The 13,290-nt window shown below is 56.4% G+C and carries 11 protein-coding genes; 5 read left to right on the top strand and 6 right to left on the bottom strand.

The features are described from left to right. From C0623_04440 to C0623_04415, 6 genes are all read right to left on the bottom strand, one after another. On the bottom strand, positions 1–1,042 hold a 1,042-nt coding region (locus tag C0623_04440; GenBank protein PLY02108.1), incomplete at its 3' end, for a hypothetical protein. Positions 1,043–1,494: 452 nt separating this feature from the next. Beyond that, on the bottom strand, positions 1,495–3,036 hold the full coding sequence (locus C0623_04435) for a DUF4301 domain-containing protein (GenBank protein ID PLY02107.1): 1,542 nt from the start codon (positions 3,034–3,036) through the stop codon (positions 1,495–1,497). Then, positions 2,969–3,394, bottom strand: a complete 426-nt coding sequence (locus C0623_04430) for a universal stress protein (protein PLY02106.1) — start codon at positions 3,392–3,394, stop codon at positions 2,969–2,971. Before C0623_04430 ends, C0623_04435 begins: the two co-directional genes overlap by 68 nt. A 30-nt stretch (positions 3,395–3,424) precedes the next feature. Further along, on the bottom strand, positions 3,425–4,711 hold the full coding sequence (locus tag C0623_04425; protein ID PLY02105.1) for a C4-dicarboxylate ABC transporter permease: 1,287 nt from the start codon (positions 4,709–4,711) through the stop codon (positions 3,425–3,427). Continuing rightward, on the bottom strand, positions 4,711–5,232 hold the full coding sequence (locus C0623_04420) for a TRAP transporter small permease (protein PLY02104.1): 522 nt from the start codon (positions 5,230–5,232) through the stop codon (positions 4,711–4,713). The genes C0623_04425 and C0623_04420 overlap by 1 nt, the downstream gene beginning before the upstream one ends. Positions 5,233–5,309: 77 nt before the next feature. Then, entirely contained in the window at positions 5,310–6,353 is a 1,044-nt protein-coding gene (locus C0623_04415; protein ID PLY02103.1) for a C4-dicarboxylate ABC transporter substrate-binding protein, read from the bottom strand. A gap of 396 nt (positions 6,354–6,749) precedes the next feature. Here C0623_04415 and C0623_04410 point away from each other — a divergent pair, with 396 nt between their 5' ends. From C0623_04410 to C0623_04390, 5 genes are all read left to right on the top strand, one after another. Further along, positions 6,750–8,096: a TolC family protein gene (locus C0623_04410; GenBank protein ID PLY02102.1), complete on the top strand. Its 1,347-nt coding sequence runs from the start codon at positions 6,750–6,752 to the stop codon at positions 8,094–8,096. 5 nt (positions 8,097–8,101) lie between these two features. Beyond that, the gene (locus C0623_04405; protein PLY02101.1) at positions 8,102–9,139 is read left to right on the top strand and encodes an efflux RND transporter periplasmic adaptor subunit; all 1,038 of its coding nucleotides are present in this window, start codon (positions 8,102–8,104) and stop codon (positions 9,137–9,139) included. Continuing rightward, positions 9,136–12,384 carry a multidrug transporter AcrB gene (locus tag C0623_04400; GenBank protein ID PLY02100.1) on the top strand — a complete coding sequence of 1,083 codons (3,249 nt, stop codon included), beginning with the start codon at positions 9,136–9,138 and terminating at the stop codon, positions 12,382–12,384. The genes C0623_04405 and C0623_04400 overlap by 4 nt, the downstream gene beginning before the upstream one ends. A 118-nt stretch (positions 12,385–12,502) precedes the next feature. After that, positions 12,503–12,694 carry a DUF2892 domain-containing protein gene (locus C0623_04395; protein ID PLY02099.1) on the top strand — a complete coding sequence of 64 codons (192 nt, stop codon included), beginning with the start codon at positions 12,503–12,505 and terminating at the stop codon, positions 12,692–12,694. Between the two features lie 17 nt (positions 12,695–12,711). Further along, complete coding sequence (locus tag C0623_04390) at positions 12,712–13,197, top strand: hypothetical protein (protein PLY02098.1); 486 nt, start codon at positions 12,712–12,714, stop codon at positions 13,195–13,197. Positions 13,198–13,290: the final 93 nt, after the last annotated feature.

Here is a 13,290-nt window from a genome sequence, read left to right as displayed (position 1 = left end):
GACCAAGGACATCCGGGGTTTCGGGATGGAACTTGAGCAGATCGTCATAACCGGTTCTTGCTTTTCTCTTCCACGACGCTCCCCGCTTCTGCAGAGCTTCCCAGGCCAGCTGCAGATCGCCCGGCCTTTCTTCATATAAAATCTCTATCAACAAGGATGCTTGCCGCAAATCTTTCTTTTTCTTGCCCTGCTCGGTGATCGGCCGTTCCCGGGAGACGATCAACTTGTGCAGGGCATAGCGGGCCGGATCGGGAATGTTGACCAGGATTCCGCCGCCGTTGATGATTGCCGCCGGATGTGATTGCTCGATCAAAAAATCAAGGTACGGTAGCGCCTGTGCAGAAGTTTCAAAGCCGGGGACCTTGACCGGCCTGTAATTCTCTTCGGTTTTTTTTGCCGGCGTCAAAACGTCGACGCGCAGTTCCTTTTTGCGGACTTTGTACGAGGTCGATTCACTTTCTCGATCCATTGTTGGCACCGGGAAAAATCCGAGTTTAAGTTTGTCGAGGGTGTCCTTGATGTTGATTTTCGCTTGTGTGGGCAGGGCGATATCAAGATTGCGTTCCGGGACGATATCGACATCAGCTGTCTGGATGCCTGCTTTTTCCCAGCGATAGCCGAGCATATTACCCATTGCCGCAAAGGCATTCGTGCCGACCAGAACGCCTCCCATTCTGAAAACTCCGGCATCGGCAAGCGCCCGCAACACTCTGGCCTGGCCCGAAGTTGTCACCACGGCGCCACCAGCCCTGATCTGCGCACAGAGTCGCTCAATCTCTTTGCGGTCGGCAGTCGCGTGCTCCTGATTCTGTTTATGCAGTTCAACCAGCTTGAGTATGGCCGGACTTTTCTTGCCGATATAAACCTGCTTACGTTCGCCGCCCGGCTCGGAGTACTGGAAGTAATAGTAGAGGTTATCGCCCGATTTTTTGGTAGTAAAGCCACCTCGCAGGTGTCCGATTGACCGATTCGCCTCGAAGATAGTTAACTGTTCCAGTAGCTCAGCGTAGAGGGTCTGGGTTGTCAGGGGGATTTCATTCATTTTAACATTCCTTTTATACTCGTTTTTAACAAAACCGAGTATAAAAATCAATTAAATATACTCAGGTTTCATAAATGTGAGTATAAGATTCGTCTGTCAACGATGGCAGCGTTAGCATGGAGAGGGAAATGAAATTTTTAACGACGGTTTTTTTCGGAGTGGTGTAGTTGATATTCTGTGGATCTAGTGGGCCATATTTTTAGTGTCAAGTTGTTTAGTACAAAGGCCAGCGATTATTCGCCGGCCTTTTCTTTACTTTTATTTTCTGACTCCCGCACCGGGAGTTCGCATGCTCCGGACAGTCAGGTCTGAATACCCATCCGGGGCAGCACCCACTTGTTGAGTATAAACCAGACGACGACAATTCCGAGGATAAAAAGGATATCCATAGTTTACTCCTCTCTCTTGCATTCAATTTTCAATATATATCGGTTGCCGCAAGAACGCAAGCGCTATTTGTGGTCCGGCTGGTGGGTCGACTGCAGAAGATCGAAAACCGTTTTGACCGGATTAAAGGTCGTCTCCGGCATTTCGACAAAGAGCGTGTTCCAGTCTGCCATGGCACCATTCCAGAGGCCGGGGCGTTCGAGCGCAAGGAGATCGCGGCCGGAGTGGTTCTTGGCTGTAATGATAGCCGCCTGCGGATCGACGAATTGATCGAGCTTGTACGGGCGGCCCTGGCGGTCACGCAGTGAACAGGCGATGTTGACCGGATTGAAGTGGGTCGACTCGCCGAGGATTTTCTGTTGTTCCAGGTCATCCGGATCGATCTGCACCCCTTCGACGATCTGCGGTGTCTGCTGTTCGTGGTCACCTCTGACCCAGAACGGGCCGCCGCCCGGTTGACCGCTGACCGGGACCATGCCGCAGACGCGGATCGGGCGGTCGAGCAAGCCGATAAGTTGACCGCTCAGCTCTTCTGGTGGCAAGGTGCTGTCGACCGACCGGCCAAATCTCTCTTGCAGAAATTGTCCGGCCAGTACCAGGGTCTGGTTGTCGGGATTGCTCTCGAGTTTTCTCAACCAGGTGAAAACCTGTTGCTGGGTTTTGAGCAGCATGCCGCCGAGAATCTCGGTCCAGAACTGGTAGGGCTCCTGCAGTCGCTTCGGCACGACATTGTCGATGTTGCGGATCAGCACCAGGTCGCCCCGACAGTTCTCGAGATTCTGCAGAAGCGCGCCATGTCCGGCAGGGCGGAAGAGCAGATCGTTATCTGTATTGCGGAATGGTCCGTCGGTACTCTGGTCGAGGGCTATGGTATCGGTCCCGGGTGACTGCAGGGAAAAGCTGACCTCGATGTCGTCCCCTGCTTCGAGGTTTGATTTGACCTTCTCCAGTTCCTTTTCGAACAGTTCGAGATGGTCGGGGCTGACCGTGAAATGGAACCGGGTGATACCGAGGCGACTGCTTTCGTGCAGATGTTCGGCAAAAGCGGTCCGGTTGTAATCTTCTCCGCGGTGCAGCGGCAGCAGCCCTTTCGGTTTGCTGGCAAGGCCGAGGCCGTCATCCGAAAGCATCAGGCGGAACAGGGTTTCGTCGTCGGTCGCATCAGGTTTGTCACCGGTGAGTGCGGCAAGATCGGAATAAAAGGGGAACTGTTCGATGTTATTCCGCAGTTGTGCGACTTTGTCCGGATCGAATTCACCGGGAAAGAGACCCTGGAACATCCGGCTGGCGGCGCCCGAAGCAGGCACGAAGCGGGTGAAACGTTGTCGGTCCTCGGCAAAAGCCCGGCAGAATTCGATCGGCGCCGTTTCGGTCAATCGGGTGATGCCATCGTTGACGGTGCAGGGCCGGTCTATGCTCAAAAAGGCCTTGCCCCGGCGCAACAGGTCGAGTTGCCGTTGTGCTTCCTGCGGGTTGATCTCCCGCTGCGCAAGTTGCTCTCTGTCGGATTCGATGAAGGTTTTGTCAGTCATTTTATTCTCATACCAGAAGGACCGGGCAGGTGACGTGGTGGAGGACATGGTTCGAAACCGAACCGAACAGAACATCGCGGATCTCACCCATGCCACGACGGCCGATCACCAACAGTCCGAAGCCCTCGTCATTGGCGATCCGGGTAATGACCTCGCGCGGGGCCCCGGCTTCGAGGCGGGAAATGGTACTGATGCCGGCCGTATTGAACCGTTCCTTGATCTTGTTGAGGGTGATCTCGCCGATCGACATCGCTTTTTCCTGCACCATGTCGACCTGGAAATCGGGGATCATCCGGTAGGCGAGCTTGTCAACGTCAACAACATGGAGCAGGGTCAGGGTCACCGGAAAGCGCTCCTTGTTGGCGATAATCGCCGCGATCGTGCGATCCGATGCTTGCGAGTCGTTAACCGGTATCAGAATTTTCGGAAGCATGGCGAGACCTCCCGGTGGTGCAGTGAGATATTAACCGTAAACCAGCCGCGGCAGCAGGAGCACGAGGTCGGGCCAGTAGGTCAGTATCAAGAGTATCACAATTTGAATAATGAGAAACGGCATGACCGCTTTTGAAACGTAGACCAGGTTGCGGTCGACGACGGCGCCGGAGATATAGAGCGAGACCCCGAGCGGCGGCGTGCAGTAGCCGATGCCGAGGTTGATCGTCATCAGCAGGCCGAAGTGCATGGTGTCGATGCCGAAACTCGAGAGCAGCGGCAGGAAAATCGGCGTCAGGATCAGCGTCGCCGAGATGATGTCCATGAACATGCCGACCACCAGAAGCAGGATATTGACCGCCAGCAGGAAGACCCACGGCGAATGGATGCTGTCGACGACGGCGCTGGCGATCTTGTTCGGGATCTGCTCAAAGGTGAGATATTCGCCGAAAACCGAGGCGCCGGCGACAATCACCAGCAGGGTCGCCGAGGTGACGGCCGATGAGACAACGACCTTCTTGATATCGCGAATCTGCATGTCCCTGTGGATGACAATCTCGACGAAGAAGGCGTAAAAGCAGGCGACGACCGCGGCTTCATTGGCGGTGAAAAAGCCGGAGTAGATGCCGCCGAAAATCAGGACCGGCAGAAACAGGGCCCAGCCGCTCTCCCTGATGATCTTAAGCAATTCGCTAAAGGTGGGGCGCTCGGCCGTCTTGAACTTTTTCTTCTTGCAGTAGATATAGGCATAGAGCGACATGCCGGCCATGATCATGATCCCGGGAATGAAGCCGGTCAGAAAAAGCGCCTCGAGCGGGTCGTTGCTGATCATCGAGTAAAGAATCATCGCAATCGACGGCGGGATTATGACCCCGAGGATCGGTGCTGTTGTCATGATGCCGACCGAGAACGGTTCGTCGTACTCGTTTTCAATCAGGGCCGGGATCATGAAGCCGCCGATCGCGACAACGGTGGCAACGGTCGAACCGGAAATCGCGCCGAAAAATCCGCAGGCGAGGATACCGGCCATTGCCAGGCCGCCCGGCAGCCAGCCGACCAGGGCATTGGCGGTCTTGATCAGCTTCTGGACGATCGTGCCGGTAGTCATGATGTTGCCGCACAAAACGAAAAAGAGGACGACGATCAGGGCGAACTTGTCCATGCTGCGGTAAAGAACTTCAATGACGATCTGGGCGTCGATGCCGATCAGCCAGACCAGGCCGATGGTGCCGGTAAAGAAGAGTGCCATGAAGACCGGGACGGTGGCCGCCAGGGCGCCGAGCATGACCGCGAGAATGAGCAGATACTGGACATCCATCAGGCCGGGGGCTCCTCGTCCGCTTCGGTCAGGGATTTGCCGCGCCAGTCCTCGACCATCACGATCAGGGTGCGGATAAACATCATCACGCCCATCAGCGGCAGTACGGCATAAAAGATCCATTCCGGGATCTGCAGGGAGACCGTCTTCAGGTATTGATCGTGATAGGCCTGGGTTGTCATCATGCCACCAAGCCAGATCATCGCTCCGGAGAAAATGAGAACCGCAATATGGCTGATCAGGGTCAGCGGTTTTTTCAGGATCGGGAATATTTGCGGCAGGGCATCAATGCGGATCAGTGAGCGGCTGCGGATAGCGGCGACGCAGCCGATATAGGTCGAAAAGAAAATCGCCTTGCGGACGACCTCATCCGACCAGTAGATGCTGAAGGTGCTGGTCGTCTTGCGCAGGATGACATTGGCCATCGCCGTCACCAGGGCGAGCGTGACGGTCAGAAACAACGTCCAGTCTTCAAAGAAAGCAAATGACCGGTCTATGACACGAACGAACTTTTTCAGCATGCTTCATCCCAAAAAAGAGCCGGGGATTGGTGCCTCCCCGGCCGATTTAACGTCGTGCAAATATATATGAAATATAATTACTTGGCAAGAGCCGTCTGTACGGTTTTCAGGTAATCCGCACCGATCTTCTCGCCCCATTTTTCGAGAACCGGGGCCGCCATGTCAACCAGACTTTGCTGCTCGGCAGCCGAGAGCTTGAAGAACTGGACGCCCGCTTCTTTCGCCTTGGCGACCTGCTCGGTGTGCTGCTTCTTTGTCAGTTCACGCGTCTTGGCGCTCTCTTCTGCAATAACGTCGATCATGACCTTCTGCAGGTCGGCCGGCAACTTGTCGAACCAGCGCTTGTTCATCAGGTGGATGAAAAGGCCCTGGGCGTAGTCGAGCTCGGTGAAGTTTTTGGCTATGTTGAATTTCTTGGTGATGTTGCAGACGATGGCGGTGTGGTCGAGGCCGGTGATGACGCCGGTCTGCAGAGCCTGCGGCACGTCGGGCCACGGCATGACCGTAAACTTCAGGCCCCAGGCCTTATAGAAGTCGGCATTAAGCGGTGCCTGGGCGATGCGGAAGTTGATGGTCTTGGCGTCGGCGATGGTTCTAACCGGGGTGTTGGTCGCCCAGCCGTACGGACCGTAGCCGGTGACGTCGACCGTCATGATGCCGCTGGCCAGCGCGCTTTCGGTGAACGGCTTCCAGAGCTCCGGCGTGTTGCGGAACTTGTCGAGCTTGTCGAAGGTGTCGACAACATACGGCAGGTTGACAATGCCGAGACGGTCGGCAACGTTCTGAGCGGCGACCGAAGAGCTCAGCATGCCGTGAACAGCGCCGAGCTTGAGCTTGGCGATAACGTCCTTTTCACCGCCGAGCTGGGCCAGCGGCCGGTAGTCGACGTAAATCTGGCCGTTCGATTTTTCCCAGACCGCATCGCGGATCCGGTAGCCGACGGCGACCCCTTCGATGACCGGGTGCGAGATGTTGGAGAGGATGTAGGTGTACTTGGCACCACTCGGATCGAACTTCGGTTTCCACGCCGCCAGCGGGTCTTTTTTCTTTTCAGCAGCGACAGCGGTCGACAGACAGACCGTCAGCAGCAGTACGGTCAGCAGGGAGAATACTCTTTTCATTGGACAGCTCCTTTGTTTGGGGATATCAAAAATTAATTCAGCATGGCCTAACATACTGAAAATACGACGATTTACAGGCCTGTTATACTAGTACAAACTGCGTTTTATATCAATTTAAAATTTCGATCTGGTTCTTTACTTTTTTTAAGGTGTTCGAATAGAAATCGGTGCAGGTATATGTTTAAATATTGGCAGACACTAATTGTATTGATTGGGGGTTGACTGAGTGGATTGATTTGAATATATTGTTTTTTGAATGTAGTTGTTTCATGAAAATAAGAAAAATGGAACTGTTTAACTGATAATGGCCTGGTGCCGGGAAGATAGTTTTACGGATCAGCTGATTCTGTCCCGGAGCACCGGCCTATACATTGACTGCAAATGACAGGGTGCGTAATGAAAGCAAGACCATTCTTATTTCTTTTTTTGACCTTATTGCTCAGTGCACCGGGCTTCGCCGCTGGTCTGGATGGTCCTGATATCTGGACGGCGCGCCGGGCGATCGAATTTGCCAGAAAGAACAACCCGGACAGTCAACAGGCAACGCAACGAATACTCCAGGCCGAGGCTATGCTGCAGCAGGCAGAGGTCGGCTTCTACCCGCAGCTTGAGCTGACAGGTCGTTACAGCCAGACCAACAACCCGATGTATTCCTTCGGTAATATTCTCAACCAGGGAGAGTTTTCTCCGGGCATAGACTTTAACAATCCAGGCCGCACCGACAACCTGGACCTGGGAGTCGGTGTGCAGTACCGTTTATACAACGGTGGTCGGGATATGGCACAGAAGGAGGCCGCCCGGGCTGGCATCGATCTCTCGGCCGCAGAGAGCGAAGCTGTTCTCCTCCGTCTCGAATTCAAGCTCTTCCAATCGGTTCAGAGAATTTTAGCCAGTCGCAAAGTTATAGAGACCCGCTTAAAGGCCCTGAAGGCGATCTCCTCTTCGCTTGCGGTCGCCCGGTCCCGCTTCGAAGCCGGGGATCTTCTCAAGTCTGACCTGCTGAACCTTGAGGTGGAGCAATCGCAGGCAACCGAGAACCTGGTCCAGGCGCAACACGATCTTGAAATGGCGAAAAGGGTATTCCTGACCCTTTTGGGTCTGCCCGGAGATGGTTTGCGGATAGAGATTGAGGAAGGCGAAAGCCCGGTTCTGCCAACCGAACCCGATTCGGCTCAACGCCCGGAAATGAAGAAGCTGACCGCTGCCCTGCAGGCCGCTGAATCGCGATTGGCGGCAGCGCGCGGCAGTCGCTTGCCGACGGTTGATGGTTTTGCCCGGTATAACTATGATCAGGGGACTGTCCTCGATGGTGATGGTGACTCGTGGATCGCCGGGGTGAATTTGAACTTCAAACTGTTTGATGGTCATCAATCTGCCGCCGATATTGCCCTGGCCGAAGCTCGCCTCGGAGAAGTCCGTGCCGAAAAGAAGAAGCTGGAACTGGCGCTCGGTCTTGAATTGAGTCAGGCTGAACTGGCCTTGAACCTGGCACGGGAACGTCTTAAGGTCTCGCAGAAGATGGTGGAACAGGCAGCCGAAAGCGAAAGACTGACCAAAGCCCGTTTCGATGCCGGTGTTCTGTTGACGTCCGAACTGATCGACAGTGAAAAACGGCTGACCGATGCCCGGGTCGGCAACGCCCTGGCGACCTCGGCGGTCGCAGTGGCCATCGCCGATCTGCGCCGTGCTGCCGGGCTCCCCCTGTTTGGCGAATCCGATTCCCAAGTTTCCCTGGAGAAATAAGTGTGATGAAACCAATGAAATTATTCCTATTATTGCTCGCTCCATTGCTTTTACTCGGTTGTGGCGGTTCGGCCGAAAAAAATGAGACCGTCAAGATGCCGACGGTTGAGGTACAGACGCAAATTCTGGAGCAGGTCGATGTCCCGTTTCAGGTCGAGGTTGCCGGCACCGTTAAAGCGGTCGAGCACGCGCTGATCTCGTCACGTGTTGCCGGCCAGGTTTCCAGGCTACCGGTGGAAGTTGGCTCCAGGGTCAACAAGGGTGACCTCCTGGTGGCGATCAGCGCCGACGAAATCAAGGCCAAGCTGCGTCAGGCCGAAACCCGGCTCGCCCAGGCGCGGCGCAACCTCGAGCGCGAGAGCAAGCTGCTGCCGGCCGGGGCTTCAACGGCCGAGAGGGTCAATACATTAGAGGAACAGGTACAGATTGCCGCGGCTGGCGAGCGTGAGGTCCGGGCCATGCTCGAATATACCCGGGTACGCGCCCCCTTTAACTCCACGGTGACGCGCAAATTGATAGAGGTTGGCGACCTCGCCACTCCGGGCGCACCGCTGCTGCAACTTGAAAACAGCAAGGCTCTCGAAGTGCAGATCCAGGTACCCGGGGCCCTGGCTCAAGGTTTGAAGCTCGAAGATCCCCTGCCGATATCGATCCCCGCCGCGGGGCTCGATCTGGATGCCCGGATCCGCGAAATCGAGCCGACCGTTGATCCTGAAACGCGCACGACCCGGATCAAGCTGACATTACCGGCTCGTGCCGGGCTGCGCAGTGGCCAGTTCGCACGCGTTTCCCTGGTCGACCGCAGGGCCAAGACCCTGCTGGTTCCGGCTGAGGCGATCAGCGTCAACGGCCAGATGGACCAGGTTTTTGTCGTTGAGGATGGCACCGCCCATCTGCGCCTGGTGCGCGTCGGCACCCGTCACGGTGAACAGGTCGAGATCCTCTCGGGACTTACGGCCGGAGATCAGGTGATTATCCACGCAGCGACACAACTGCATGACGGCCAGCCGCTGAAGATCGTTGCGCCGGAGCCGCTACAATGAAGGAGCCTTTGATCGACAACCCGGGATTTGCCGGACGCGTCGCCGCGATGTTCATCAACTCGCGCCTGACCGCACTGGCGATTATCTTCTCGTTGTTGCTCGGCCTGCTGGCGATCACCCTGCTGCCGCGCGAGGAGGAGCCGCAGATCAAGGTGCCGATGATCGACGTGATGGTCAGCATGCCCGGCGCCACCCCGGCCGAGATCGAGCAGCGCGTCTCGGTCCCGATCGAAAAAATTCTCTACGAGCTGCCCGGGGTCGAATATATCTACTCGACCTCGAGCCGCGGCCAGAGCATGCTGGTGGTGCGTTTCTACGTCGGTGAGGACCTCGAGACGGCGATCGTGCGGCTGAACCAGAAGCTGCAGACCAACTTCGATCGCATCCCGCACGGGGTGTCGAAACCGTTGGTTAAACCGCACACCATCGACGACGTGCCGATTCTGGCGCTGACCTTCCACGGCGGCGGCTACGATCATTTCATTCTACGGCGGCTCGCCGCCCAGGTAGATGACGAGATCAAGAACATTCACAACGTCGCCGAGACGAAGCTGATCGGCGGCACCCGCCGTCAGGTACGGGTCGAGTTTGATCCGCTGAAGCTCGCCGCGCGCGACCTTGCCCCGGGGCAACTGATCCGGGCGCTGCAGCAGGCCAACCAACAGCAGTACACCGGCAACCTCGAATCGTTGAATCATCAGGTGCTGTTGCAGACCGGCGAATTCTTCAGCACGGCCGAGGAAATCAAGCGCATCGTCGTCGGTGTCTACGGCGACCGTCCGGTCTACCTGCAGGACGTCGCCACGATCAGCGATGGCCCGCAGGAACCTGACAATTACGTGCTCTACGGACAGCCCGGCCAGGACGAGGAGGCCGCAGTAACCCTGTCGGTTGCCAAACGTCCCGGTTCCAACGCCATTGATGTGGTACACGAGGTCGAGGCCAAGATCGATACCCTCAAGGGGAAGCTGATCCCGGCCGATGTCGAGGTCAGCGTGACGCGCAACTACGGTGAGACTGCAGCCGAGAAGTCGAACGAGCTGCTGCTGCATATGGGGATCGCGGTCTTCGGTGTCTCGCTGCTGATCCTGTTCTTTCTCGGCTTCCGCGAATCGCTGGTGGTTCTGCTGGCGATCCCGTCGACCCTGGCGCTGACCCTGTTGGTCTTTTATCTCTACGGCTACACGCTAAACCGCATTACTCTCTTTGCCCTGATCTTCTCCATCGGTATCCTGGTCGACGACGCCATTGTGGTGGTCGAGAATATCGTGCGTCACATGCGCCTGCCCGGCGCGAGCAACAAGTCGGTGGCCAAGATCGCGATCGAGGCGGTGGCCGAGGTCGGCAACCCGACCATCCTTGCAACCTGGGCGGTGATCGCGGCGATCCTGCCGATGGCCTTTGTCGGCGGACTGATGGGTCCCTATATGCGGCCGATCCCGATCGGTTCGTCGGCAGCAATGCTTTTTTCGCTGGTGATCGCCTTCACCGTAACGCCCTGGGCGGCGATCCGTCTGCTCAAGCATTGCAAGGAACCCGACGTCGATCCCGCCGAGTGCCCGCTCGACGATGACCACGATCATGCCCCAGACGACTTCTTTACACGACTCTACCATCGCATCATGGACCCGCTCCTGGCCAGCGTACTCTGGCGCAGTGTTTTCTTCGCCGGGATCATCGTGCTGCTGCTCGGCAGCTTTACGATGGTCTACTTCGGTGCGGTCAAGGTCAAGATGCTGCCGTTCGACAACAAAAGCGAATTTCAGGTGATTCTCAATATGCCCGAGGGCTCGACCCTGGAGCAGACTGCGCGGGTCGTGCGTGAGATGGCAGCGGTGGTCAAACAGGATCCGACCACGGTCGATTACCAGGTCTATGTCGGCACCGCATCGCCCTACAATTTCAACGGCCTGGTGCGGCACTATTTCATGCGGAGCGGTCCCGACGTTGCCGATATCCAGGTCAACCTGCTTGCGAAAGGTGAACGAAAATTACAAAGCCACGACATCGCGGTCCGCATGCGCCCGGCGATCGCCAAAATTGCAGAAAAATACGGTGCAGCGGTAGCGGTGGCCGAGGTTCCGCCCGGACCGCCGGTGCTGCAGACCCTGGTCGCAGAGATCTATGGCCCCGATGACGATTCACGGGTCAAACTGGCAAAACAGGTGCGCCAGATCTTCAAGTCGACCGAAGGCGTCGTCGATGTCGACTGGTACCGTGAGGCCGAGCGCACCCGCCTGGTGCTGAAAATCGATAAGGAGAAAGCGGCGCTTAACGGGATCAGCGAAGAGGAGATCACCCGTACGGTGCAGCTGGCAACCCAGGGGATGCCGATCGACCTCTTCCATCAGCCACGCGACAAAGAGGAAGTCAACGTCGTGCTGCAGCTGCCGAAGCACTTGCGGGCGCGGGTCGACGGGCTGTTGAATATTTCGCTGCGTTCGACCGGCAATCCGAAAGCCAGGCTGGTACCGCTGCGTGAGCTGGTAAGCGTTCGCGAAGAACCGGTTGATCAGCCGATCTACCACAAGAACCTCAAACCGGTGATCTATGTTACCGGTGACGTGGCCGGCAGCGTCGAGAGCCCGGTCTACGCGATCTTCGATATGAATGAAAGCCTCGCCAAACTTAAAGCCGGCGACTACGGCGGCGAAGGGGGTGAGATCGAGGTTTTCAACATGAACCAGCCGTTCACCACCAGTGAGCCGGCGCTTAAATGGGACGGTGAATGGCATATCACTCTCGAGGTGTTCCGCGACCTCGGCCTGGCATTTGCGGTGGTGATGATACTGATTTACATGTTTATGGTCGGCTGGTTCAAAGACTACTTCACGCCGCTGGTGGTGATGGCCGCGATCCCGTTTTCGCTGATCGGTATTCTGCCGGCGCATTGGGCTCTCGGCGCTTTTTTCACCGCAACCTCGATGATCGGTTTTATGGCCGGTGCCGGTATCGTGGTCCGAAACTCGATCATACTGGTCGATTTCATTGAATTGCGCATCGGTCATGGGTTGCCGCTGGACGAGGCGGTGGTCGAGGCCGGTGCTATTCGTTTCCGTCCGATGTTGCTGACGGCCCTGGCCGTGGTCGTGGGTGCCTCAGTCATCCTAGCTGACCCGATCTTCCAGGGGCTGGCCATCTCACTGATGTTCGGCGAGATCGCCTCGTTGCTGGTCAGCCGGATGGCGGTACCGGTGCTTTACTACATGCTTAAGAAGAGAGGGCCAAAAACGGCGAGTGCCTGATCCTGATCCGTAATGGCAAACGCCGATTCGTTTATTAACTTGCTTCCGGTTGCCCTGCGCCCGCTTATGGCCACCTGGCAGTAAGGAGCTGGGAGCACTGCAAAGGAGAAACCCAATCATGACTGTCAATCGTTACCTGAGAATGGTCGCCGGATTTTTTATCATGCTGAGCCTTGCGCTCGCCCATTACCATAACCCGAACTGGCTCTGGTTTACCGCTTTTGTCGGGCTCAACCTGTTCCAGAGCGCGTTCACCAACTGGTGTCCGCTGATCACCATCCTCAAAAAAATGGGGGTCCGGGACGCCTGACAACAGGACAAGGCAGAGTGGAGAAAAACCGCCGGCATAACCGGCGGTTTCTTTTTTTATTTCGACTGATGTATAGTGGAGATATGCAGATATTCAGGAAAAGAAAACGGTTCCGGATCGCCAACAATGATGACTTGACCGCCGGAGAAAAAGCCGGAAAGCTCTTCCGGGCCGGTGACAATTGTGCCCAGGCGGTACTGCAGGCGACCTGCCCGGGAGTCCGCGAAGAGCTGGTTGAAATGGCCGATGTCTTTGGCGGCGGCATCGATAACAGCAAATGTCTCTGTGGCGCGGTAGCCGGTGCTGCGATGTCCCTGAGTCTGCAGGGCAGGGGCGACAGGGCGTCGGATGTGGTTGATGAATTCAAAGAAAGATTCAAAACCACCTGCTGCAAGGGCTTGACCGCTCGCTATGATTGGCTCGGGCAGGAACATCTCGAAAACTGCCGGGAATTGACCGCTGCGACAGCCGATATGGTCGCTCGCCTGTTAGAAGAAAAATAAAATCGGGTCAGCAATCGGGATTTTCAGAAAACTCCGACATTAAAATTCTTGACTTTGAGTAACCTCCGGAAATAGCATACACCCCCAAAAGCA

The sequence above is a fragment of the Desulfuromonas sp. genome (genome assembly GCA_002869615.1).
In the GTDB taxonomy this organism is placed as follows: Bacteria; Desulfobacterota; Desulfuromonadia; order Desulfuromonadales; family UBA2294; genus BM707.
Note: the sequence above shows the minus strand (reverse complement) of the source record. Positions and strands in the feature narration are given on the sequence as shown.